At 66.5% G+C, this 24240-nt stretch carries 20 protein-coding genes and 1 tRNA gene; 18 read left to right on the plus strand and 3 right to left on the minus strand.

The window, feature by feature from the left end; genetic code table 11:
* The first annotated feature begins 42 nt into the window (after positions 1-42).
* The 3 genes from hflK (at position 43) to DKG74_RS10155 (ending at position 3808) form a co-directional block, all read left to right on the plus strand.
* A complete protein-coding gene (gene hflK / locus DKG74_RS10145) occupies positions 43-1164 on the plus strand; it encodes an FtsH protease activity modulator HflK (protein ID WP_109905339.1) in 1122 nt (373 codons plus the stop codon).
* Positions 1161-2078, plus strand: a complete 918-nt coding sequence (hflC, locus tag DKG74_RS10150) for a protease modulator HflC (RefSeq protein ID WP_109905341.1) — start codon at positions 1161-1163, stop codon at positions 2076-2078. Before hflK ends, hflC begins: the two co-directional genes overlap by 4 nt.
* Before the next feature lie 185 nt (positions 2079-2263).
* Positions 2264-3808, plus strand: a complete 1545-nt coding sequence (locus DKG74_RS10155; RefSeq protein WP_109905343.1) for a DegQ family serine endoprotease — start codon at positions 2264-2266, stop codon at positions 3806-3808.
* 64 nt (positions 3809-3872) lie between these two features.
* Here DKG74_RS10155 and DKG74_RS10160 read toward each other — a convergent pair whose 3' ends face one another.
* The gene (locus DKG74_RS10160) at positions 3873-5297 is read right to left on the minus strand and encodes a WS/DGAT/MGAT family O-acyltransferase (protein WP_109905345.1); all 1425 of its coding nucleotides are present in this window, start codon (positions 5295-5297) and stop codon (positions 3873-3875) included.
* 211 nt (positions 5298-5508) lie between these two features.
* Between DKG74_RS10160 and trhA the strand changes: the two genes are divergently transcribed.
* From trhA to DKG74_RS10195, 7 genes are all read left to right on the plus strand, one after another.
* Positions 5509-6189 carry a PAQR family membrane homeostasis protein TrhA gene (trhA, locus tag DKG74_RS10165; protein WP_109905347.1) on the plus strand — a complete coding sequence of 227 codons (681 nt, stop codon included), beginning with the start codon at positions 5509-5511 and terminating at the stop codon, positions 6187-6189.
* 166 nt (positions 6190-6355) lie between these two features.
* Complete coding sequence (locus tag DKG74_RS10170; RefSeq protein ID WP_165837625.1) at positions 6356-8254, plus strand: pilus assembly protein TadG-related protein; 1899 nt, start codon at positions 6356-6358, stop codon at positions 8252-8254.
* Positions 8235-8666, plus strand: coding sequence for a TadE/TadG family type IV pilus assembly protein (locus DKG74_RS10175; protein WP_109905351.1), 432 nt, complete (start codon positions 8235-8237; stop codon positions 8664-8666). The genes DKG74_RS10170 and DKG74_RS10175 overlap by 20 nt, the downstream gene beginning before the upstream one ends.
* Positions 8667-8687: 21 nt before the next feature.
* Entirely contained in the window at positions 8688-10736 is a 2049-nt protein-coding gene (locus DKG74_RS10180) for a pilus assembly protein TadG-related protein (RefSeq protein WP_109905352.1), read from the plus strand.
* The gene (locus DKG74_RS10185) at positions 10726-11166 is read left to right on the plus strand and encodes a TadE/TadG family type IV pilus assembly protein (protein ID WP_109905354.1); all 441 of its coding nucleotides are present in this window, start codon (positions 10726-10728) and stop codon (positions 11164-11166) included. The genes DKG74_RS10180 and DKG74_RS10185 overlap by 11 nt, the downstream gene beginning before the upstream one ends.
* Before the next feature lie 154 nt (positions 11167-11320).
* Positions 11321-13447: a pilus assembly protein TadG-related protein gene (locus DKG74_RS10190; protein ID WP_165837626.1), complete on the plus strand. Its 2127-nt coding sequence runs from the start codon at positions 11321-11323 to the stop codon at positions 13445-13447.
* Between the two features lie 31 nt (positions 13448-13478).
* Entirely contained in the window at positions 13479-13961 is a 483-nt protein-coding gene (locus DKG74_RS10195) for a TadE/TadG family type IV pilus assembly protein (RefSeq protein WP_109905358.1), read from the plus strand.
* On the opposite strand, the gene DKG74_RS10200 is transcribed toward DKG74_RS10195, so the two are convergent.
* Positions 13951-14739, minus strand: coding sequence for an N-formylglutamate amidohydrolase (locus DKG74_RS10200; RefSeq protein ID WP_109905360.1), 789 nt, complete (start codon positions 14737-14739; stop codon positions 13951-13953). The genes DKG74_RS10195 and DKG74_RS10200 overlap by 11 nt on opposite strands.
* 229 nt (positions 14740-14968) lie before the next feature.
* Between DKG74_RS10200 and DKG74_RS10205 the strand changes: the two genes are divergently transcribed.
* Entirely contained in the window at positions 14969-15886 is a 918-nt protein-coding gene (locus DKG74_RS10205; RefSeq protein WP_165837627.1) for a CHAP domain-containing protein, read from the plus strand.
* Between the two features lie 118 nt (positions 15887-16004).
* On the plus strand, positions 16005-17537 hold the full coding sequence (locus tag DKG74_RS10210; protein ID WP_165837628.1) for a WS/DGAT/MGAT family O-acyltransferase: 1533 nt from the start codon (positions 16005-16007) through the stop codon (positions 17535-17537).
* 95 nt (positions 17538-17632) lie between these two features.
* Here the strand turns inward: DKG74_RS10210 and DKG74_RS10215 are convergent, their stop codons facing one another.
* The gene (locus DKG74_RS10215) at positions 17633-17818 is read right to left on the minus strand and encodes a putative motility protein (protein ID WP_109905366.1); all 186 of its coding nucleotides are present in this window, start codon (positions 17816-17818) and stop codon (positions 17633-17635) included.
* A 165-nt stretch (positions 17819-17983) separates the two neighbouring features.
* Here DKG74_RS10215 and DKG74_RS10220 point away from each other — a divergent pair, with 165 nt between their 5' ends.
* The 6 genes from DKG74_RS10220 to DKG74_RS10255 all read left to right on the plus strand — a co-directional run bounded on the left by DKG74_RS10220 (position 17984) and on the right by DKG74_RS10255 (position 24166).
* Positions 17984-18568: a precorrin-2 dehydrogenase/sirohydrochlorin ferrochelatase family protein gene (locus DKG74_RS10220; protein WP_109905368.1), complete on the plus strand. Its 585-nt coding sequence runs from the start codon at positions 17984-17986 to the stop codon at positions 18566-18568.
* Positions 18556-19296, plus strand: coding sequence for a phosphoadenylyl-sulfate reductase (locus DKG74_RS10225; protein ID WP_341475855.1), 741 nt, complete (start codon positions 18556-18558; stop codon positions 19294-19296). Before DKG74_RS10220 ends, DKG74_RS10225 begins: the two co-directional genes overlap by 13 nt.
* A gap of 67 nt (positions 19297-19363) precedes the next feature.
* Positions 19364-19618, plus strand: a complete 255-nt coding sequence (locus tag DKG74_RS10230; RefSeq protein WP_109905372.1) for a hypothetical protein — start codon at positions 19364-19366, stop codon at positions 19616-19618.
* A gap of 59 nt (positions 19619-19677) precedes the next feature.
* Positions 19678-19763: transfer RNA gene (locus DKG74_RS10235), tRNA-Leu, on the plus strand.
* Between the two features lie 216 nt (positions 19764-19979).
* The gene (locus tag DKG74_RS22030) at positions 19980-22637 is read left to right on the plus strand and encodes a beta strand repeat-containing protein (protein WP_207779314.1); all 2658 of its coding nucleotides are present in this window, start codon (positions 19980-19982) and stop codon (positions 22635-22637) included.
* A 275-nt stretch (positions 22638-22912) separates the two neighbouring features.
* Entirely contained in the window at positions 22913-24166 is a 1254-nt protein-coding gene (locus tag DKG74_RS10255; protein ID WP_279340869.1) for an OmpP1/FadL family transporter, read from the plus strand.
* Positions 24167-24240: the final 74 nt, after the last annotated feature.

A 24240-nucleotide genomic window follows, 5' to 3' on the forward strand; every position in this document is an offset into this window, starting at 1 on the left:
GCCGGACGGCGATGCGGGTCTTTGTTGGGAGATTGCGACAGGATGCCATGGCAGAACAATGGCGGCCCCTGGGGTGGCGGCGGTAACGGCGGCAACCGCGGCCCCTGGGGACAGGGTCCAAGGGGTTCGGGCGGCGGACAGCCCCCCAATCTGGAAGATCTGCTGCGGCGCGGTCAGGATCGGTTCAAGGATATCGTGCCCAATGGCAGCTGGGGCAAGCGCGGGCTGCTGCTCGCCGGCCTCGTCATGCTGTTCGGCTGGGCCGCGACCGGCATCTACCGGGTCGAGCCGAACGAACTCGGCATCGTCACCCGTTTCGGCAAATGGGTGGAAACCACCGAGCCGGGCCTGCACTATCACCTGCCCGCCCCGATCGAGCGGGTGCAGACCCCCTCCGTCACCAGCCAGAACCGGGTCGACGTCGGCCTGACCACCTCGCTGGACGGCACGCGGAGCGTGCGCCGCGACAGCGCGGATGAAAGCCTGATCCTGACCGGCGACGAGAATATCGCCGACGTCGCCTTCTCGGTCTTCTGGGTCATCGACGACGCTGGCAAGTTCCTGTTCAACGTGCAGGATCCGGCCGAAACCGTCCGCGCCCTGTCGATTTCCGCGATGCGCGAGGTGATCGGCCGCTCCCGCCTGCAGGATGCCCAGACCGAGGGCCGCGAGAAGATCGCCCGCGAGGCGCGCGAGTTGATCCAGCAGGTGCTGAACACCTATGGCGCCGGCATCCAGGTCACCCAGCTGCAGCTGCACCGGGTCGATCCGCCCGCCGCCGTGATCGAGGCTTATCGCGACGTCCAGGCGGCGCGCGCCAATCAGGAACAGTACCGCAACGAGGCCGAGGCCTATTACAACGACAAGGTGCCGCAGGCCCGCGGTCTGGCCGAGAAGATCCTCCAGGAATCCGAAGGTTACCGCCAGCAGGTGGTGGCGGATGCGCAGGGCCAGGCCTCGCGCTTCCTGTCGGTGCTCAAGGCCTACAACATGGCCAAGGACGTCACCGTCCAGCGCATCTACATCGAGACGATGGAAGGCATCCTGCGCAACATGAACAAGATGGTGCTCGACGCCGGGACCAATACCCAGGGCGTGCTGCCCTATCTGCCCCTGCCGGAGATCGGCAAGCCGGGCGCCGGTCAGGCGGGAGGCGCGCCATGAGCAATCGTATCGCCATCGGCCTGATCGCCGCCGCCGCCGTCGCCTTCGTCGGCCTGTCCTCGGTCTTTACCGTCGACATGACCCAGCAGGCGATCGTGCTGCAGTTCGGCGAGCCCAAGCGCCAGATCAACGAACCCGGGCTCTATTTCAAGACGCCGCTGTTCCAGAACGTCGTCTATGTCGACAAGCGCGTCCTGAACGTGAACGCCCCGGCGGAAGAGCTGATCGCCGCCGACCAGAAGCGGGTGGTGATCGACGCCTTCGCGCGCTGGCGCATCGTCGATCCGCTGCGCTACTACCAGCGTCTGCGCACCCAGGACATCGCCGAGCGCCAGCTGGCGACCTTCATCTCCTCGACCCTGCGCGACGTCGTCGGCCGCGAGCCGCTGACCGCCCTGCTCATCGACCCAAGGGCCGAAGGCCATGCCGGCGGCCGCCGGGCCGAGCTGATGCGCAACATCAGCCAGCTCGTCAACGAGAAGGCCAAGGAGAACGGCATCGAGATCGTCGACGTCCGCATTCGCCGCGCCGATCTGCCCGACGCCAACAGCCAGGCGATCTTCCAGCGGATGCGCACCGAGCGCGACCAGGAAGCCAAGCTGATCCGCGCCACCGGTCAGGAAGCGGCCCAGAAGCGCCGCGCCGAGGCCGACCGCGAAGCGACCGTGATCATCGCCAACGCCAAGCGCGACAGCGAGATCAAGCGCGGCGAGGGCGATGCCGAGGCGATCAAGATCTTCGCCGATGCTTTCGGCTCCGATCCGCAGTTCTTCGCCTTCTATCGCTCGATGCAGGCCTACCGCGAAGCCCTGAGCGACAAGACGACGACGATGGTGCTGTCGCCCAACAGCGATTTCTTCCGCTATCTCGACAATATCGCGGGGGCGGTCAAGCCCGCGCCGGCCGCGCGCTGATCCGCTCTGGCCGGCCGCCGGGCGTCTTCGCCCCGCAGCCGGCCGAAAGCGGCCTTATTACCTCCACATTCCCCGCCTAAATCGCGACTTGGGGCGGCGGAAGCGACCCGCTGCTTCTCGAATCTATTGCAGGACGGGCTGGGACAGCCAATCCTGCAGGGCGCATTTTCAGGAGCCGTCTGGTGATGGAACCGATTCAATCAAGCGGCCGCTTCCGGGCCGAAGCCGCCCGCACCCTGGTGCTGGCCCGGGCCGGCAGTGATGCCGTGCATCGCCGTCTCTTCGTCATCTTCACCGCCCTGCTGATGCTCGCGGTGATGCTCGGCAGCCGTATCGCCGAAGCGCGCGGCGCGCCCGAGAGTTTCGCCGACCTGGCCGAGAAGCTGAGCCCCGCGGTGGTCAATATCTCGACCACCCAGACGGTGACCGGCGCGACCGAAGGCGAAGACGGCGAAGTGCCGATGCCGCAGTTCCCGCCCGGCTCGCCCTTCGAGGAATTCTTCAAGGACTTTCTCGAGCGTCAGGGCCGCGGCAACGCCGAGCCGCGCAAGGTCACCTCGCTCGGCTCGGGCTTCATCATCGACGCCTCGGGCGTGATCGTGACCAACAACCACGTCATCCAGGACGCGGAAGAAATCACCGTCACCCTGTCGGACGGCACCAAGCTGCCGGCCGAGCTGCGCGGCAAGGATCCGAAGACCGACGTCGCCGTGCTCGTCGTCAAGCCGTCGAAGCCGCTGCCCTTCGTCAATTTCGGCGACAGCGACAAGGCCCGCGTCGGCGACTGGGTGCTCGCCATCGGCAATCCCTTCGGCCTTGGCGGCTCGGTCTCGGCCGGCATCATCTCGGCCCGCAACCGCGATATCAACGCCGGTCCCTATGACGACTTCATCCAGACCGACGCCGCCATCAACCGCGGCAATTCGGGCGGTCCGCTGTTCAACATGGACGGCGAGGTGATCGGCATCAACACCGCGATCTATTCGCCTTCGGGCGGTTCGGTCGGCATCGGCTTCTCGGTGCCGTCGGCGCTCGCCCGTCAGGTCGTCGCCCAGCTGCGCGAATTCGGCCAGACCCGGCGTGGCTGGCTCGGCGTGCGCATCCAGTCGGTCACCGACGAGATCGCCGAAAGCCTGAACCTGCCCAAGGCCTCGGGCGCGCTCGTCGCCGGTGTCGACGAAAAGGGTCCGGCGGCCGAAGGCGGCATCGTCGCGGGCGATATCATCCTGACCTTCGACGGCAAGCCCGTCGCCGACATGCGCAGCCTGCCCCGCGTCGTCGCCGAAACCAAGATCGGCGCCACGGTCGATGTCGTCATCTGGCATGACGGCAAGGAAAAGACCGTGCAGATCAAGGTCGGCCAGCTCGACGAGGCGGCGACCGAAGTCGCGGATTCCGGCGGCAAGGGCAGCGCCCCGACCCCGGCCAAGACCCAGGTCGTGCTGGGCATGAGCCTCAGCCCGCTGTCCGACGATCTGCGCGGTCGCCATTCGGTGCCGGAAGACGTGAACGGCGTCGTCGTCACCGACGTGAAGAGCGACAGCTTCGCTGCCGAAAAGGGCATTCGCCCGGGCGACGTGATCGTCGAGGTGGCGCAGGACAAGGTGACCAGCCCGGCCCAGATCGCCGACAAGGTCAAGGCCGAGAAGGAGGCCGGCAAGAAGTCGGTGCTGCTCCTGCTCAGCCGCGCGGGCGACCTGCGCTTCGTTGCCGTCCGCATCGACAAGTAAGGCCGTCTTCGGCCCCTGATCGGGCGCCGCTCCCCATGCGGGGGGCGGCGCCTTTTTCTTTGGCTCAGGCGCTCTTCGCGGGTTTTTGTGCTCGTTCGAGGGCGGCTTCGAGTTCGGCCAGCGCGTCCGGCATCAGCGACATCATGAATTCGATGTCGGGCACGGCCTCGCGGTCGGCGGTCAGGCCGATGGCGATTTCGCTGCGGTAGGACATGATGGTGATGTTGAGGCCGATGCCCTCGACCGCGAGCGAGATCGGGTAGGAATGCAGCAGCTCCGCCCCGGCGAGATAGAGCGCGAAGGGCGGCCCCGGGACATTGGAAATGATCACATTGTAGGGCGGCCGGTGCAGGTCGGCGACCTTGTAGCGGGAATAGAGCCGCGCCGCCTGCGCCGCGACGAGCGGGGCGGCGAAGGCCGACCAGTCGGTCAGGGCATTGGCGGGCAGCGCCTTGTGCGCCTCCTTGGCATCGACGGTCGAGGCGCGAATGGCCGCCAGCCGCTCCAGCGGGTCGGATATGTCGGTCGCCAGCGACACGAACATGGCCGAAACGGCGTTGGACGCGCCGCTGTCCGTCCCCTCCGCCCGGACCGAGACCGGGCAGACCGCCAGCAGCGGCTTGTCCGGCAATTCCCCGGCATGGTCGAGGTAGCGGCGCAGGGCGCCCGCGCACATGGCAAGGACGATATCGTTGACCGTCGCCCCGGTCGCCTTGCGCAGGGCCTTCACCCGGTCGAGCGAAACCTCGCCCACGGCATAGCGGCGGTGGGGGGTAAGGGCGCGGTTGAACGGGGTGCGCGGCGCCTGGAACGGCGCGGTCGGCACTGGCTCGCGCCGGGCCAGCGCCCGCCGGCCGAAAGCGACCCCGGCGGCGACCACGCGCGGCAAGCGGCGCAGCGAGCGCAAGGGGGTGACGATGCCCCGCACCGACGCGCGCATCAGGATTTCGGCATCGGTCGGCGCCCGCTCGGGCACCCAGGGCTTGTCGGGCGGCGGGACTTCGCGCGGCTCGGGGCTGAAATCCAGCAGCGAGACCATCATTTCCGTGCCGGAGATGCCGTCGATGCAGCAATGGTGGATCTTGATGTAAAGCGCCACCTGATCGTCGGGCAGGCCCTCGATCACATACATTTCCCACAAGGGCTTGGTGCGGTCGAGGGCGCGGGAGTGCAGCCGGGCCACGAGTTCCAGCAGCTTGTGGCGGTCGCCCGGCGGCGGCACGGCGATATGGCGCAGATGGAAGTCGAGGTCGAAATCCGGGTCCTCGATCCAGATCGGATGGTCGATGTCGAGGGGAACCGGAATCAGCCGCCGACGGTAGGTCTTCGACAGATGCAGCCGGCTCTCGATCAGGGATCGCACGGCGGCGAAATAGCCGGTGCCGATGTCCGCCGGTTTCTTCAGCACCCACAACATGCCGACATGCATGTGGTTGCTGGGGGTTTCCATGTAGAGAAAAGTGGCGTCGATGCCCTTCAGGCGCTCCATCGGCGTGTCTCCGCGGCTTTGGGTCTGTCGGCAACACGTCACAGGCCGATGTCGCGGTGCAATCTATCCGGGGACCGGGGGGCGCGGATCGACCGAATGGACTAGCGACGTCACGCGCCGATGCTAGACTGCGGGGAACGAAGGCGGGGAGTGTGAAGACGGGGAGTGTGATGGTCAGTCGCGGCTTGGCGTCGTTTTCCGGGGGGGCCCGATGACGGAAGCTCCCTTCGGCTGGGGGCCGCGCGCCTATGAAGCGGCCGAACTTCGCGCCGACCGCATCGTTCACGTGGTCGGTATCGGCTTCGCCCTGCTCGGCAGCCTGTTGCTCATTGTCCTCGTCGGCCTGCGCGGCGATGGCGGGGCGATCTCCGCGACCTTGCCCTATGTCGCCGGGCTCAACGCCATGCTGCTGTGTTCGGCCGCCTATAATCTCACCCGGCCGTCGGCGCGGCGGGAATTCCTGCGCCGGCTCGATCATGCCGCGATCTTCGTCATGATCGCCGGCACCTATACGCCTTTCACCACCCGCTATCTCGACGGCGCCTGGGCCATCGCCATCACGGCGACGATCTGGGGCATCGCCGCCATCGGCGTCTATGTGAAGATCGCCTTTCCCCGGCGGTTCGAGAGGACATTTTTCGGCATCTATCTCGCCCTCGGCTGGATTCTGGTGATCCCGCTGCGTCAGCTGCTCGACGCGCTCGAGACCTCGACCTCGATCCTCATCGGGGTTGGGGGATTGCTGTTCACCATCGGCACCCTGTTCCACGTCTGGAACCGGCTGGCCTTCCAGAACGCGATCTGGCACGGCTTCGTGCTGGCGGCGACGGTATGCCATTATGCCGCCGTCATGCGGGCGATGGCCTTCGGTCTGGGGGCGGGCGTGGCTTAGGTGCAAAATGCCCCGATTTGGGGTTATTAGCGCCGCGGCCTCGCCTCGTCGTTTAAATTTATTAACCAATACCGGGTCAAATTGAACCTGAAACGGTGTGAACGCGGTCTGAGTTGGGAATAGTGTTGCGGCGTTCGCCAGTGGGGTCGGTTCGATGGTTGCATCCATGACATCGGGGAGTGTGCACGCGCGGTCGGGCGGGTCCCGTTCCAAAGGGGAGCGCGGTGCCGCGGCTCTCATCTTCGCGGTGGTTCTGCCCATCCTCTTGCTGATGGTCGGTTTCGTCGTCGACTTCGGCTATGCCCGCTACGAGAAGCAGCGGCTGCAGGATTCGCTCGATCTTGCCGCGCTGGCGGCGGCGCGTCAGCTGGACGGGACGGCGACGGAGCGCAGCGATGCCCGCACCGCCGCCATCACGGTCATGGCGGACAACGGCTTCGATGCCGAGACGATCAAGGCCATCGAATTCGGCAGCTATAACCGCAGCCGCGCGATCCTGGAGCGTTTCGTCGCCGAAGGCGCGTCGGGCTCCGCCTCGCCGACGGCGGTGCGGATCACGGGCAGCGATCTGTCGCCCCGCTTCTTCTCCCGCATTATCGCGACCGATGCCCTCGACGTCGCGGCACGCTCGACCGCGGTCACGACCGGCCGCTACACCACCGTGCGTATCGGCAGCGGCCTCGCCGGGCTCAGCAACGGTCTCCTCAACGCCATTCTTGGCGCCCTGCTCGGCAGCAGCGTCAATCTGACCGCGCTCGATTACAACGGCCTGCTCGGCGCCAATGTCGATCTGCTCGGTTTCCTCGATGCCTACGCCGTCCGGGCGGGGTTGCAGGTCGGCGATTACGACAGCCTGCTCGGCGCCGATGTTTCCGCCCTCGGCGTGATCGGTCTTGTCGCCGATCTGGCGCAGAACGCGGCAGGCGGCGATCCGTCCGCGCTCGGTCTCGGGCTTGGCCTCGGCGACGCTTTCCCGGGCATTTCCAAGCTGCCGCTGGTCAACCTCAGCGACGTTAACGTGAAGCTCGGCGATCTGCTGGGCGTCGGGCTCGGCACGGTGCAGAGCGGCCTCGCGACCACGCTCAACGTCTTCGACCTCGTCACGGCCGGCATTTTCGCCGCCTCGCCCAACGACACCACCAATGCGACCGGCGAACATGTGATCGCGGTCTCCCTCGGAACCTTCCTTGGCGCCAATCTCGACATTTCGGTGGTCGAGGGGATGCAGCAGCGCGTGGTGACCGAGCGGGACATCGCCAATGGCGACAATCTGCTGCGCACCGCGCAGGTCCGCGTGCTGCTTCAGATCGACCTCGGCGGCCCGCTCGGCGGCGTTGTCCATGGGCTGAACACGGTATTGTCCCTGCTGCAACTGATCGGCCTGCATCTCGAGTTGCTGCCCGGGGGTGACAATCTCTCGGTCGGGGTCGATGTCGCGCCGGCGGAAGTGCGGGTGACCAAGCTTGGCTGCGAGCCGCCGGCGCAAGCCGACCGCTATGTCCGCATGAACATCGACACCGGCCTGTTGACCGCCATGGTCGGCCAGATCGACCGCACGGCGTTCCTGTCGAACAATCAGGCTGCGGTCTCGACCCCGCTCGACATCCTCTCGCTCGATCTCTTCGGCGTTCCGCTGCTCGATCTCGCGCTCGGGGTCAATCTGCCGGTCGCGGCGCCGACCTATACCGACACCGACCTGAAGTCGGGCGATGCGACCGACGAGGCGGCTTTCCCCGATCTCTACGCCAGTTTCAGCGAGGACGGCCACGGGCCGGACAATGTCGAATTCCCAAGCAGCATTCACGTCGGCACCAAGCAGATTATTTCCAACCTTGGCCAGGATTTGCAGTCCAAGCTCGGCTTGCAACTCGACGGGTTGCTCGGCGGCCTTCTGTCCGCGATCCTCAGCCCGGTGCTGGCCATCGTCGAAGGGTTGCTGGCGATCCTCGGGCCGATTCTCGATGGCATCGTCGATCTGTTGCTCAGCACCCTCGGCATCCGGGTCGGCACGGCCGACGTCGCGGTGATCAATCTGGAGTGTGGTAATGCGAAACTTGTTCCCTGATCGCTGGCGTCGGCGCGCCCGGGCCGCGGGCGAGCGGGGCGTCGCCATGATCGAATTCTCGATCGCCAGTGGCATCATGGTGCTGATCCTGCTCGGCACCTTCGCCTATGGCGAAATCCTGAGCAATTACATCGAGCTGAAATACGCCGTCGGCGAATTGTCGCGTCAGGTCGCGGTCGGCCAGGACGCGGCGGACAGGCAGAACCGTTTCGACGCCGCCCGCGCCCAGGTCTTCGGACCCGACGGCATGGACCCGGATTGCGTGACGGTCGCGACGCCCAGCTTCGCCTCCGGTCAGGTGGTGGTGACGGTCACCTATAATTTCAACACCGCCGGGTGCCGTCTCATGCCGAGCTTCTTCCTGCCGACGCCGGACCAGTTGACGGCGACCAATACGTTCAACGTGCCCTGAGCCCGAAAGGCGCGCCGCACCATGACGATCAATGCTTCATGCAGCCGGACCGGCCGGCGCCACGGGGGAGAGCGCGGTGTCGCCGCCCTGCTGCTGGCCGCCTCCTTGGTCGCCCTGCTCGGCATGGTCGCCATGGTCGTCGATCTCGGCTACGCCTATTTCGAGCGCCAGCGCCTGCAGGATACGCTCGACCTCGCCGCGATTGCCGGCGCGCGGGAACTCACCGGGCAAGGGGCCGCGGCGGCAGCCTATGGAAAGGCCTCTGCCGTGCTTTCGGAACGTGACAACGGCGGTCGGGTCCTGCCCCTCAGCTATGGTTGCGCGCCGCCGACGGTCGCCGGGACCGTGAACATCTGCTTCGGCACCTACAACGCGGACAAGGACGAGTCCGGCCACCGGCTAGCGTTGGCCTCCCGCTTCCAGAATCCTTCGATCAACTGCAACGGCTGCAATGCGGTCCGGCTTTACGGCAGCGTGCCTTCGCCCAGCTTCTTCGCGACATTGTTCGACATCGCCTCGCTCGATGTCGCGGGGCAGGCGACGGCGGTCAGGGCCGGTTCCCCCCTCGCGCAGCTGACCCTGAAATCGACGCTGGCGACGGTCGACAGCAGCAAGTCGCCGCTGTTGAACGCCTTGTTCGGCAGTCTGCTCGGCGGCAACGTCAATCTGTCGGCGGTCAGCTGGAACGGCCTCGTCGGCGCCAATGTCAGCCTGCTCGATTATCTCGACGCGCTCGCGGTCGATCTCGATCTCGGCGTCGGCAATTACGACAATGTGCTGAATGCGCCCATCCATGTCGGCGAGTTGCTGGGCGCGATGGCCGATGTCCTCGGCCAGGGCACGCCGACCTCGATCGAGGCGGATGCCATCGCCGGCCTCGTCGCCCTTCAGGCCGTGGTGCCGGCGGGCTGGACCCTGCCGCTCGGCTCCATCCTGGACGTCGCGACCGGCACGGGCGCCGCCGGCCTCGACACGTCCCTCAACGTCTTTTCCCTGATCCAGGCCGCGATCGAGGCAGCGAACGGCCGTCACGGTGTCGAAGCCGGTATTCCGATCTCGGTCCCCGGGGTCGGCACGGTCACCCTGAAACTTTCGGTGATCGAGCCGCCGCAGCTTTCGGCCATCGGCAATCCCGCGCTGGCCAAGGCCGATCCACTGGGCGCCAACCGGATCTTCGTGCGCTCAGCGCAGGTGCGGGCAGTGGTCTCGGTCAATCTGCCGGCCCTGTCGTCCGTGGTCGGCCTCGTCAACGCCGTGCTCAATCTCGCGGGGCCGGTGACGACGCTGCTGAACGACGTCCTTCATCTCCACCTCGTCTCGGCGCTGACCGGGTTGCTCGGCTCCCTCGTCGGCATTCCTTACGAGGTCACCGATATCCAGGTGGTGCCGGGCAATCCGATCCGCATCGACGTCAGTCTCGACGTCGCGGCGGGGCAGGCTTGGGTCACGGACTACAATTGCCCGGACACGCCGTCGGGGACCAAGACGCTCAGCGTGTCGGCCCGGACTTCGGCCGCCAATCTGCGCGTCGGGCGGATCGACCTCGCCTCCGTCTTCTCGTCGACCAGCGTGCCGACGGTCAGCCCGATCCCCCTCGTCGATTTCGGCGTGAAGACCTGCCGTGTCTTCCTGCTCCTCGTCTCGACCTGCGATGCGCGCCGCGCGTTCGAGGGGGGCGGCATGGGGCTGGCGGTCAATACCGATGTGGCGGGCTCGGATCGCAGCCTGTCCTATGCCGATCCCCATCTGCCCGAAATCGGCGAGACCCCCTACGAACAGTCGACCGCGACGTCGAACATCGTCTCGAGCCTGTCTTCGACCCTCGCCCATGTCACCATTCAGTCCTATGGGCCGACCTCGCCCGTGGGCGGTTTCGCGGGATTGCTCAATCTGGTCGGCTCGGCGGTCAACACGGTGGTGGGGCTGCTGCAGACGGCGATTGCCAATCTGCTGTCGCCGCTGCTCGATCCGATCCTGAACTTCCTGCTCAATTTCCTCGGCATCGACATCGCCAAGATTTCGGTCGGTGCCAATCTGAGCTGCAACGCGGGGGCGCGCCTTGTCAATTGAGACCACCCGTACAGCGGACAGGGGCGGCGCGCCGCGCGAGCGGGGCGCCACGCTGATCGAATTCGCGCTGATCTCCAGCCTGATGTTCACGCTGCTGTTCGGCGTGCTGTCCTATGCCGAAATTCTGGCGGATCAGGTCCAGCTGCGGCATCGGGTCTCGGAAATTTCCCGCCTGGTCTCGCTGGGCGAAGGGGCGGCGGACCGGCAGACGATTTTCAACCAGATCAAGGACGACCGACTGAGCGGCTTCATGAGCCTCGATGGCTGCGCACCGGAGTTCGAGGCCGATGGCTTCACCGGTCCGTCGATCACCATCACGGCGCGCTACAGCTACCAGGCCGATGGCCGTTGCCGGATCATGCCCGAAATCATCAGCGGCCTGCTGCCGGAGCGCATCGGGACCCAGAGCAGCTTCTCGGTGACCAACTGACCCCGGCGGGGCGCGTTTCCCGGCGTTAACGGCTTATCCATCTAAAAAGCCTTCAATTCGGTGACACCGTGGCCGCGAGATGGCGGCCCCGGCCCCGGAGCGAGGGTGTGGAATGCCAATGGCGAGGAATCCGCGATCGCCCGGCGAACGTGGTTTGGCCGCGCTGCTGCTTGTTGCCAGCCTGATCCCGATCGCCGGCATGATCGCCCTGATCATCGACGCCGGTTTCGCCTATTATTCGAAGCAGCGTCTGCAGGACACGCTCGACCTCGCCGCCATCGCCGCGGTCGCCGAACTGAAGGGCGACGCCGGCAGCGAGGCGGCGGCAATCGGGGCGGCGCAGGCCGTCATCGACGCCAATTACCCCGATGCCAGGGAGCATCTGGCCGTGGCCACGGGCTGCGGCGGCGGCGCCGTGCCGGGGCAGGTGCAGCTGTGTCTCGGCACATTCGCGGCGCGCGACAGCAAGGGGGTTCTGAAGCCGCTTGACCAGCGCTTCACCGCCAATGGCGCCAATGTCAACGCCCTGCGGGTCGAGGCACGCAGCCAGTCTCCCGGTTTTTTCAGCCGTATCTTCGACATCGACAGTCTCGACGTCGCCGGCCGCGCGACGGCGGTCAAGGCTGGCTCGCCCGTGGCGCAGCTGACGATCAGCAGCACCTTGCTGAAAACCCACAAGGGGCTGGTCAACCAGGTGCTCGGCGTTTTGGGCGGCAACGCCAGCCTGAATTTTCTGGGCGCCAACGGCATTGCCAATGCAAACGTCAACATGCTCGATTTTCTCGATGCCCTCGCCCTGTCGGTCGGCGTGACGGCGGGCGACTACGATGCCGTGCTGGACACGCCCATCAGCGTTGGCGAATTCCTGACCGTCGCGGCGACGGCGGTGGGCGCGAACACGACGACGGGCCTTGAATTGTCGGGCCTCAACGGTGGCAGCGGATTTTCAGCCTTCGTGAAAGCCCTGCAGTTTCGGGTCTCGGATCTCGTCTCGGCCCAGACGGGCATGAACGCGGTCGGCCTCGACTTCGACATGAGCCTGTTCGAGCTGGTCTATTCGTCCCTGCTGGTCGCCCATTCCAATCATGCGGCCAGCGGCGCCGTGGAAATCGACCCGGCGACGGTTTCCGGCTTTCCGTTCCTGAACATGGGCGGCGCCAACGCCACCATCTCGATCCGCTTCGCCATCGTCGAGCCGCCGCAGATTTCCGCGGTCGGCAATCCGGCGGTGGTCGAGACCCTGTCCGACGCCGACCGGAAGGACATTTCCCGCGGCGGCATCTTCGTGCGCACCGCCCAGATCCGGCTCTACATCCGCATCGACATTCCGGCGCTGGCGACCCTGTCGAAGCTGCTGACCGACATGGCGGCCATGGCTTCGCCCCTGGCGCCGGTGCTGACCTCGGCTGTCGGGCTCAATTTCGTCGGCTCCGTGCAGGCGCTGCTCAACCTGCTGAGCAATCTTCTGTTCATCGGGACCAAGACCGAACAGCGCGAGGTGCTGGATATCCAGCTCCTGACCCGCTCCGCCGGGGACGGTCGTCCGCCGGGCCTCGACATCGTGGTCGATGTCGGCGGTGCCTCGGCCTATGTCACCAGCTACAGCTGCCCGCCGGCCGACGCGACCAAGAGCCTGAACGTCCAGATATCCTCCCAGGCGGCGAGCCTGCGGGTCGGGGATATCCCCGATGAAAGCGCCATTTTCTCGTCGACGGCCGCGCCCCACGTCCTGCCTTTGTCGCTCATCGACTTCGGCTCCAAGCTCTGCACGACAACGAAGACCTGCCTCAGCGCGCTTCTGTGCACGCAGACTTATACTTGCGGCGATCGGGTCGCCCTCAAGGGTGGTGGGCTCGGGCTTTATCTCGATACCGACATTCTCGGCACGTCCTATCCGGCCGATGTCTTTACCGATCCGCCCGATGTCGGCTCCGATACCGCGGGCACCTGCTACAAGGGCAACGCGCCGCCGCCACCCTATTGCGAGCATCCCCGCAAGAACGAACAGGACATCATCGCTTCGGTGAAATCGACACTGGCCGGTGCCCGGTTCCACAGCTACAAACCGGATGGCCACGGTTCGGTCCTCAGCGTGCTGATTTCGGGCGCGGATTCCATCATCAGCACGACGGTGACCAATTTGCAGCCGATCCTGGCGTCGGTGTCGGGTTTCATGGACCCGCTGGTCAATCACCTGCTCAACGCCTTGGCCATCGGCGTGGCCAATGTCGATGTCGGGGCGCGGTTGACCTGCACGACAGGAGGCAGGCTTGTCCACTGACGAGGGGCGGAGGCCGATCTGGAGAGGCGAGATGAGTGCAAGGCTTATGAACGACGAGGTGGAAGCAGCGCGAGGCCGGGGCGGTGAACGGGGCGCCACGCTGATCGAATTTGCCCTGATCTCGACCCTGATGTTCACCCTGCTGTTCGGTGCGCTGTCCTACGGCGAAATTCTCGCCGACTATGTCCAGCTGCGTCACCGTCTGTCGGAAATCGCCCGCCTCGTTTCCCTCGGCGAGGACGCGACCGACCGTCTGCAGATCTTCAATGACATCAAGGACGATCGGGTCGCCGGCTTCATGAATATTCCGGGCTGTTCGCCCGCCTTCGAGGCGACGAGCTATGTCGCGCCGAATAGTGCCCCCATCCCGAACAGCGTGGTCGGGCCGAGCATCACCATCACCGCCACCTACAATTTCGGCGTGACCGGCAATTGCCGGGTGATGCCCGAAGTCTTTGTCGGCCTCCTGCCCAATCGGGTGCGGGCAAGCACCAGCTTCTCGGTCACGAACTGATCCTGCCAGCCTCGACCGCCTCGAGGCTGGCGGCGATGTCGCGCCAGCAGGCGGTCAATCGTTCGGCCCAACGCGCCTGGCCCGCTTCATTACCCACGCCATCCTGTCGCATCTCGATCAGGACATGCAGCAGGCCGCGGCCTTCGCCATAGACCGGCATGGCGTAATCGCCGGAATCGGTGACCGCATAGGGCAGATTGTCGCCGACGCACAGGTCCGGGAACCTGCGCTCCAGCGTCTCGATGAAGGCCCCGGCCAGACGCCGGTCGCGGCCATAGGTAATGCCGATATTCCAGGGCCGGGGCGCGCCGAGGTCCGGGGTGAACGAATGGATCGCCAGCACCACGCTGCGCCGCCCCGCCGCCCGTCGCCGGTCGAGCAGGCGGGTGATCGCGCCGTGATAGGGCTCGAACAACGCGCTTTCGCGGGCAAGACGCGCTTCCGCGTCCAGCCCTTCGTTGCCCGGGACGCGGACACCGCCCGTCACTTCGGGAATCGAGGTCGGCACGCCGCGGGGCCGGTTGCAGTCGATGGCGAGTCGGGAATAGCCGGTCAGCACCAGCGGCGCGTCGATCGCCGCCGACAGGTGACGCGCCACGGCCGCCGCGCCGATGTCCCAGCCGATGTGCTCCAGCCGCTGCGCCTCGCTCAGGCCGAGGTCGCCGAGCCGGCGGGGCAGGCGGGGGCTGGCGTGGTCGCACAGCAGCACGGCGTCGCCCGCACCCGACTCGTTGACGATTTCGACCGCCGACGGCTCGTCGGCAAAAAGTAGCGACATAATATCCTACCCACATCGGGACGAATGACGGGCTCCGCATCACCAGCTTTACCAACGGGTTGCGTGGCTGGGCAACGGGAACTGCGGGATTCGGACTACATATTGTGGCAAGTCAATGCGCCATGTCCCTACCGGTCCTCCCGAACCCCCGGCGAATGCCGGTGGACATGATTATTTCGGTTTGTTACACCGGCTGGGCAGGGCGAATTGGCAGATGGCAGGGGGCAACATGGTGGCGCGTGCAGGGCGGATCGGTCGTGGCGTTGTTGCGTCTCTGGCAATCGTCATTTCGCTTTCCGTCATGTCTCCCGCCAAGGCCATCGAGTGTGTCCCCTATGCCCGTCAGATTTCGGGCGTGCAGATCTCCGGCGATGCCTGGACCTGGTGGGGTCAGGCCCGCAGTGAAGGCTACACCACCGGTGGCCGTCCCAAGGCCGGTTCGGTCATGGTTTTCAAGCGCGCGAACGGGATGCGCCGCGGTCATGTCGCCGTGGTCCGCAATGTGGTCAACGCCCGCGAAGTGGTCATCGACCATGCCAATTGGGCGACCCGCCGCAGCGGCCGCAAAGGCAAGATCGACCGGGGCGTCTCGGTGATCGACGTCTCGCCGCGCAACGACTGGTCCATGGTGCGCGTCTGGTATCCGGTGGTGGACGATTACGGCACCTCGGTCTATCCGCTCTACGGTTTCATCTACGGCGGCGACGGCAAGGGTCGCGATGACAACGATGTCGAACAGGTCGTGGCCAGCGCCGATGACGCGCCCATCCGTTCGGTCGATCCGCGTCCCGCCAATGCCGGCCTGGTTCCCGTTTCCGCCCCCGCGCGGGCCGCGCCCGCCGGCACGCTGAATGCGCAGATCACTGGCGCCACGGTGCAGTATCGCGCCGGCAAGCCGGTGGTGGTGGGGCGTCCGGTCGCCTCGGCCGGCGATCCCGGCGTGCCGACGGCTGACGTCGCGCCCACGCGCCGCCCCACGGAGCGCGCGGACGAAGCACGGACCCCGGCGCCGAAACGCAGCGTGGTCGAGGTGTCGGGCGCGCCGGTGCGTCTCGTCGCCCTGAAGCCGGCCAATGCCGGTCAGACCGGTGGCGCTGAAACCATCAGCCGCCCGCCGGTGTTGCCGACGCTGAAGCCTGTGCCATAACAGCCCACTTCGCTGTCTTTACCGACGCCGCCAATGACCTGGCGGCGTCGTTGTTTTATGGTCGTCTGTCGGTTGCGTATCGCTGTTGGAAAACACTCGAACGCGGGGGATGGCGCCCATGCATCAATTGAGCGGTCTCGATCAGGGCTTTCTGCATCTCGAGACCGGTAATTCGCCGATGCATATTGCCGGCCTGTGCTTTTACACGCCGGCCACCGATTCACGGGCCTTCAGTTTCGAGGCGATCCGCAGCGGCATCGAGGAGCGGCTGCACCTCGCCCGTACCTTCCGCCAGCGCCTCGTCGAGGTGCCGATGTCGCTCGACCGGGCCTATTGGATCGAAGACCCGGATTTCGATCTCGATTACCACCTGCGCCATGTCGCGGTGCCGTCGCCGGGCGACTGGCGCTCGCTGGTCACCATGGCCTCGCGCATCCTGTCCCACCCGCTCGACCGCAGCCGGCCCTTGTGGGAATTCTATGTCATCGAGGGGCTGGACGGCATCGACTGGTTGCCGCCGGGCAGTTTCGCCACCCTGATCAAGATCCATCACGCCGCCATCGACGGTGTCTCGGGCAACGACATCCTGTTCGCCCTGACCGACCTCACGCCCGAAGGCCGCAACATCGAGCCGCCGCGCCGCCGCTGGGTGCCCGAACGGGTGCCGACGGCCGGCAGCCTGCTGCTGCGCACGGCCTTGGCCAATGTTGTCGCGCCCTTCAAGCTGGTCGAGGGTGGGGCCAAGCTGGCCTCGACCGTCATCGGCACGGTGGCCCGCCTCCCGAAATATCGCGAGGACCCGCCGCCCGCGCCGTTTCAGGCGCCGCGCACGCCGCTGAACGTGCCGATCTCGGCCCAGCGGGTGTGGGACGGCACGGTCTTCCCGCTGGAGACGGTCAAGCGCATCCGCAAGGCGGTCGACGGATCGACGGTGAACGACGTCATCCTGACGGTCTGCGCCGGGGCGCTGCGCCGCTGGCTCGACAAGCATCACGCCCTGCCCGAAAAATCGCTGATCGCCTTCGCCCCCATCTCGGTGCGCGCCGAGACCGAGAAAGGCAAGCTGGGCAATCAGGTCTCGGGGATGCTGGTCTCCATCGCGACCGATGTCGCCGATCCGCTGGCCCGCCTCACCGCCGTGCACGACAACACGGTGAAGTCGAAGAGCCTGACCAACGCCATCGGCGCCCGCACCCTGACCGACTACACGAAATATGTGCCTTCCGCGACGGCGGCGCTGGCGACGAGGCTCTATACCCGCATGAAGGTGGCGGAGAGCCACAATCCGATCTTCAACTGCGTCATCACCAATGTGCCGGGGCCGCAGATCCCGCTCTACAGCCTCGGCAACAAGCTGGTCGCCCAGATCGGCTATGGTCCGATTTTCGACGGCATGGGGCTGTTGCTGGCGATTTTCAGCTACGACGGCACGATCTCCATCGGCGTCTCGTCGTGCCGGCGCATCATGCCGGACATCGCCGATTTCGTCGATTTCCTGAACCTGTCGCTGGAAGAGCTGCGCGTTGCCGCGGAAGCCGTGCTGGACGGGGCGGTGGTGGACGTCGCGCCCGAAGCCGCACCGACCAAAGCCGCGCCGCGGCATAAGCCACGCCACGGCGCCGAGATTCCCCCGGTCGCCACCGTGATCTGAAGGCGAGGAAGGACCTGAGGGCGAGGGGCCGGCACCTCATGCCGCCGCCGCATGGCTGATCGTCGCTCGCCGCCGCCGTCGCTGGCGGCGAAGGGTCAGGCGTATTGGTCGATCTGCTGGCCCATGCCTTCGGGCGGGCGGGGCATGGCGTCCATGGTCGCGAACAGCTCGGCCACCACCTGACGCTGGAAATCCGCATTCTGCTTGACCGCGGCGAGGGAAACCTCGTTCCGCGTCTGCAGCGAATTCATGGTGACGGCCAGCGTGGCAAGGTCGGACATGGCAGGGGCCTCCTTCTGTCACCATAATCTGTGACCGTCTAACAACACATTAATACATTGTGTTTATGTGATAGGTTTCACACTAATTAGATATTGCGTGAAAGAACCTATTCCCCATATCGTCCGCAACCCAATCCGGCAGTTATCCGTTGATGGCGCCGGTGAATGGTCTCTGGTTACGAGGTGGCGATGCTGCCCCTGGCACTCGATATGACCCGTCTCGCGGTCGCCGTCGTCGGCCGGGGCGAGGTCGTGTCGAAGCGGCTGGCCCTCGTCGATGCCGCGGGCGCGGTCGATGTCGCGGTCTACGCCCCCGGGGCTGGCGCCGATCTGCGCGCGCTGGCGGGCCACCGCTGGCGCGATGGATTGCCGGACACGGCGGCACTGGCGGGGGTTCGTCTCGTCATCGTCGCCGGTCTCGACCGGCCCGAGGCGGAGGCGGTGGCGGTGGCGGCGAGGTCCGCCGGCGCCCTGGTGAATGTCGAGGATGTGGTCGATCTGTGCGACGTGCATTTGCCCGCCCTGGTCCGGCGGGGCGATCTGACGATCGCGGTTTCGACCGGCGGCAAGAGTCCGGCGCTGGCGCGCCGCCTGCGCCGTCATCTGGAACGAGCTTTCGGCCCCGAATGGGCTGGCCGGCTCGAAGAACTGGCCGCCATACGGCGGCAATGGCGCGAGCAAGGGCTGACCCCCGGGGAAGTGTCCCGCCGGTCGGACGCATATCTGGACGAGAAGGAATGGCTGGCATGAATGCCCTGGCGGCCGATCGCAAGCAGTGGGCGCGGGATCACGCGGCCGCGCTGCGCAATCTCTACGGCTCGCTCGACGGTGAGGGGCTGGTCAAGGTCATGACCCAGCTGGAATTCCGCGGCCGGATCGCGCTCGTTTCGTCCTTTGGCGCCGAGTCGGCGGTGCTGCTTCACCTCGTCGCCAAGGTCGATCGCACGATCCCCGTGATCTTCCTCGATACCGACAAGCTGTTCGGCGAGACCCTGCGTTATCGCGACCGGCTGACGAAGCTGCTCGGCCTGACCGATGTCCGCACCATCGAACCCGATCCGGTCGCCGTGGCGGAACGCGATCCCGACGGCGTGCTTTGGCGTGACGATCCCAATGCCTGCTGCCGCCTGCGCAAGGTCGAGCCGCTGAACCGCGCGCTTTCGGGTTTCGATGCCTGGATCACCGGCCGCAAGCGTTTCCAGACCAAGGAGCGGGCCGAGCTGCCCAACCTCGAATCGGCGAATGGCCTCGTGAAGGTGAACCCGCTGATTTCCTGGGATGCCGAGGCGCTCGACGCCTATCGCATCGCCTACGACCTGCCGGCCCATCCGCTGGTCGAAGACGGCTATCTGTCGATCGGCTGCATGCCCTGCACCGACCGGGTGGCGCCGGGTGGCGAGTATCGGGACGGCCGCTGGGCCGGCTCCGAGAAGAAGGAATGCGGCATCCATCTCGAAGCCGACGGCTCGGGCATCTGAACGCGGGGGAACACACGCCGCGCGCGCTGTGTTAGGTCATGGGGCCCAATTTGATGGAGCATTTCCCATGCGCCTGCGCCTTCCCCTGATTCTGATTCCCGTCCTCGCCGCCGGTCTTGCCGCCTGCGCGGGCAGCCGCCCGCCGCTGACCGCGACGCCGAACGGCTATACCGTCGCCATCGACGACGATGTCGACGAACTCGCCAAGGCGACTGAAAAGGCGCAGATTCACTGCGCGCAATACAGTCGCGCCGCCCGTCTCGACACCATTGGCGAAATCGACGGCAAGCGCATCGCCAGTTTCTCCTGCACCTCGAACTGATCCTGCAAAGAGTGCTTGCCTCCCCCGGCCGAGTTTGCTACTACCCCCGCCTGCCCGGAGCGGTCGTGGCGGAATGGTAGACGCGCAAGCTTGAGGTGCTTGTGGGGTAACTCCCGTGGAAGTTCGAGTCTTCTCGACCGCACCAAACTGAAAACCCCGGATGGCCAGGCCATCCGGGGTTTTTCATTTTCCGCGCATCCGCCCGGCCGCCATCCGGTATTCCGGGATTTCGCTTCCCCGCACCGCGTGTCCTCCACATCCGTGTTTCCTCCTTCGGCGTAACAGCCCCTGGGGGACGCGACAGAGAACGCCCCTGCCTGCGGAACGCCGCGGGCCGCGAACAACATTCCCGGAGGGGCAAATGGCGATCTTCAACGGCATGGCGGGGGACGACACGCTGACCGGCACCAATGATGCCGACCAGTTCAATGGCGGCGCCGGCAACGACACCATCACGGGCCTGCGGGGCGACGACACCGCCAGTGTCGACGCGGCGACCGACGGGGCGGACAGCACCGACCTCGGCCTCGGCAACGACTCGGTCCTGGTCACCAGCAGCGCGGGCGCGGGCGAAATCCGTCTGAGCTTCACCAGCGCCGAAGTCGGCAACGGCAACGCGCTCGACGCCGGCACGCTGGCCAATCAGGATGGCGGTCTCGCCGTCCGCTTCCAGCGGGAAGATGCCACGGGCACGCCCATGGGCGATCTGTCGCGCTATGACGACGAAGGCATCACCTTCGTCTCGCAGACCCCGGGCCTGACCTTCGACGTGCGCGATCTGGTCTCGGGCACCCAGCGCGGCAATCTGTTCGATGTGGTCGGTCTCGGCACTTTCCGCAACGACCGGCTGATCGACCAGGGCAACCGCACGAATTACTTCAACGCCGGCCAGGGCGACGATTGGGTGACCGGCGGCAATGCCGACGATTTCCTCGTCGGCGGTGCTGGCGACGACATGCTGCGCGGACGCGGCGGCGACGACCGCTTCATCGGCGGGACCGGCAACGACACGATCTACGGCAGCATCGGTAACGATATCGCGATCTTCAACGTCTCGACCGACGGCAGCGACACGGTCGACCTCGGCACCGGCAGCGACCTCGTCAACGTCGCCGCCTCGGCGCCCGGGCAAATTCGCCTCAGCTTCACGTCATCTCAGGTCGGCAATGGCGATGCGAACGACAGCAACACCATGGCCAATCAGGACGGTGGCCTTGCCGTCCGCCTGCAGGCCGAGGATGGCGCCGGCCAGTTGACCGGCGCGGTCAGCCGTTTCGACGACGAAGGCATTACCTTCGTCGCGACCACGGCGGGCGTGACCTTCGACATCCGCGATCTCGTCTCCGGTACCGCCCGGGGCGACATGTTCGGCGCCGCCACCCTCGGCACCTCGGATGCCGACATGCTGACCGCCGTCCTCTCCGGCAAGGCCTATTACTTCAACGCCGGGCAGGGCAGCGACATGGTGACCGGCGGCGACCTTGCCGACTTCCTGGTCGGTGGCGCGGGCGACGACAGTCTGAACGGCGGCCTCGGCGACGACAGTTTCATCGGCGGCACCGGTGCCGACACGATCATGGGCGGGGATGGTAACGATACCGCGATCTTCAACGTCTCGACCGATGGCGCCGACAGTGTCGATCTCGGCGCCGGTGCCGACCGGGTGAATGTGGCGGCTTCCGCCCCCGGCCAGATTCGCCTGTCCTTCACCTCGTCGCAGGTCGGCAACGGCAACGCGAACGACAGCAACACCATGGCCAATCAGGACGGCGGCCTTGCCGTCCGCCTGCAGGCCGAGGACGGCACGGACATGCTGACCGGCGGTATCAGCCGCTTCGACGACGAGGGCATCGCCTTCGTCGCGACCACGGCGGGCGTGACCTTCGACATCCGCGATCTCGTCTCCGGCACCGCCCGGGGCGACATGTTCAAGGCGGCCGTTCTCGGCACCTCGGCGCGCGAATCGGTATCGACGCTGGTCGCCGGCAATCACTACTTCAACCTCGGTGGCGGTAATGACACCGCGCGCGGCGGCGACGGCGACGATTTTCTGGTCGGCGGTCTCGGCCGGGACTATCTGTTCGGTGGCAATGGCGCCGACAGTTTCATCGGCGGGGCGGATAACGACAGGATCTACGGCGAGGGGGGCGCGGATCGGGCGATCTTCAATGTCTCGACCGATGGCGCCGATCTGATCGACCTCGGTGACGGCATGGATACGGTCACGGTCAACGCGGGCGCGCCGGGACAGGTCCGCCTGACCTTCACCTCGTCGCAGGTCGGCAATGGCAACGCGAACGACAGCAACACCATGGCCAATCAGGACGGCGGCCTTGCCGTCCGCCTGCAGGCCGAGGATGGCGCGGACATGCTGACCGGCGCCGTCACGAGGGTCGACGACGAGGGCATCACCTTCGTTGGTGGCGCGGGCGTGACCTTCGACGTGCGCGATCTCGTCTCGGGCGCGGCCCGGGGCGACATGTTCGGCGCCGTCGCCCTCGGCACCTCGGCGCGTGACGCCATGGCCGCCGATCTCGCCGGCAAGGCCTATTATTTCAACGCGGGGCAGGGTAACGACATGGTGACCGGCGGCACGGGGGCGGACTTCCTGGTCGGCGGTGGCGGTGACGACATCCTGCGCGGCGGTCGCGGCGATGACAGCCTGCTGGGGGGCGGCGGCGCCGACCGCCTGGCGGGCAGCTCCGGTCTCGACCGCTTCATCTACACCTCGACGGCGGACAGCGGGATGACGGCGGCGACCCGCGATCTCGTCACCGATTTCGGCACCGGCGATCTTATCGTCCTGACGGCGATCGACGCCGACAGCACCACGATGGCGAACGATGCCTTCGTCTTCATCGGCACGGATGCCTTCGGCAATGTCGCCGGTCAGCTGCGCCAGTTCGACGATGGCACGGACACCTTCATCGAAGGTGACGTGAATGGCGATGGCATGGCCGATTTCCAGGTTCAACTGGCGGGCAATCTCATGCTCGCCGCCACCGACTTCCTGCTCTAGGGAAGTCGGTCATCGCCCCCGCCGGCCCCGCCCGCGGGCGGGGGCGATGTTCCCCACCCCCCACCCCCCCCAGAATGATGGCTTTCGCCGGCCCAGGATTTGCGGGCATTCTGCGGGCGGCGTCCGGATGGGGGATCCCGGCCGTTCAGATCAGGGGCGCGACCGGGCCCTGAGAAATCACGTCAACAAGCAGGTGGCCGCGCTCGCGAAATTGTGCAGGGAGCACGAGAGCGATGGCGCTTGTCTGGCGTTTGGGTGTCCTGACCATGGTCGGGATGAGTGGATTTCATGGGGCGCAACCGGCACTGGCCGCCGGCGGTATTCTGATGACCAGCGTGGGGGCCAAGGAAAAGGGCATGGGGGGCGCCGGTCTCGCGCTGCCTCAGGATGCGGTGGCGCCGATCAATAACCCGGCCTCGACGGTCGAGGTCGGCGATCAGGTCTCCTTCGGCGGGACGGTGGTCCTGTCGCAGCCGGCGATGAATGTCGAGGGGACGGGCGCCGGGCCATTCCCCCTCGCGGAAGGCAAATGGGACGCGGCAGAGCGTTATTTCACCGTGCCCTATCTCTCGGCGACGAAGCGGATCGACGATCGCTGGTCGGCCGGTTTTTCCGCCTACGGCCTGTTCGGCCTCGGTGTTTCCTACCCGGCCGAGGCGCGGCCTGGCTGTCCGGCGGGTTTGCCGGGGACGGGGCCGCTCTGCGCGGGCAAGACCACGCTCGACACCTCGGCCCTGTTCATTTCGCCGACCATCGCCTACCGGATCACGCCGCGGACCTCGGTCGGCCTGTCGCCTTCGCTGGTCTATGGCCAGTTCAGGGCGCGCGGCTTCGCTGCTCTGGCCGCCTTCGGCGCGTCGAGCGATCCCGCGCATGTCACCGACCTGCGCAGCGACGAATCCCTCGGCTTCGCCGCCAAGATCGGGCTGCACCATCAGGGCGAGAGCTTCTCCTTCGGCCTGACCTACCAGACCGAGGCGGACATGCGGCCTTATGGCAAATACCGCGGCCTGCTGCCCGAGGGCGCCAATCTCGATCTGCCGGCGGTCCTGGCCGGGGGCATCGCCTGGCGCGTGGCGCAAGGGCTCGACCTGGTCGCGGACGCGAAATATGTCCTCTATTCGGGCGTGCCGGCCTTCTCGAACCGCTTCGTCGTCCCGCTGGGCGGTGGCCCCCAGCTCGGTACCGACGAGGCTGCCGGCTTTGGCTGGAATGACCAGTTGATGCTGCATTTCGGGGCCCAGCAGCGCCTCGGCGACGGCATCGCGGTCCGCGCCGGCTACAGTTACACCGACCGGCTGTCTCCGGCCAGCGAAGGCCTGCTGAACGCGCTGGCGCCGGCAACATTCCGCCATGGCTTTTCAGGTGGTTTCAGCGTCGATCTGGCGCAGGCGCTGACCCTCGATGCCGCCATCGTCTGGTCGCCGCCCGTCGCCGCCGATGGGCGCAACGGCCTCTCGCCCGGGCAGACGGTCTCGATGACCAATGCGGCGACCGAATTCGCTTTCGGTCTCAGCTACGCCTGGTAGGGCGTGGCGGCCACGCCCCCTGGCAGCAAGGGGCGTGCCTCCGAATTCGGAACGAGGCACAATCCCGCGCGATT

Origin of the sequence: Zavarzinia aquatilis (genome assembly GCF_003173035.1) — a bacterium.
Classification (GTDB): Bacteria; Pseudomonadota; Alphaproteobacteria; order Zavarziniales; family Zavarziniaceae; genus Zavarzinia; species Zavarzinia aquatilis.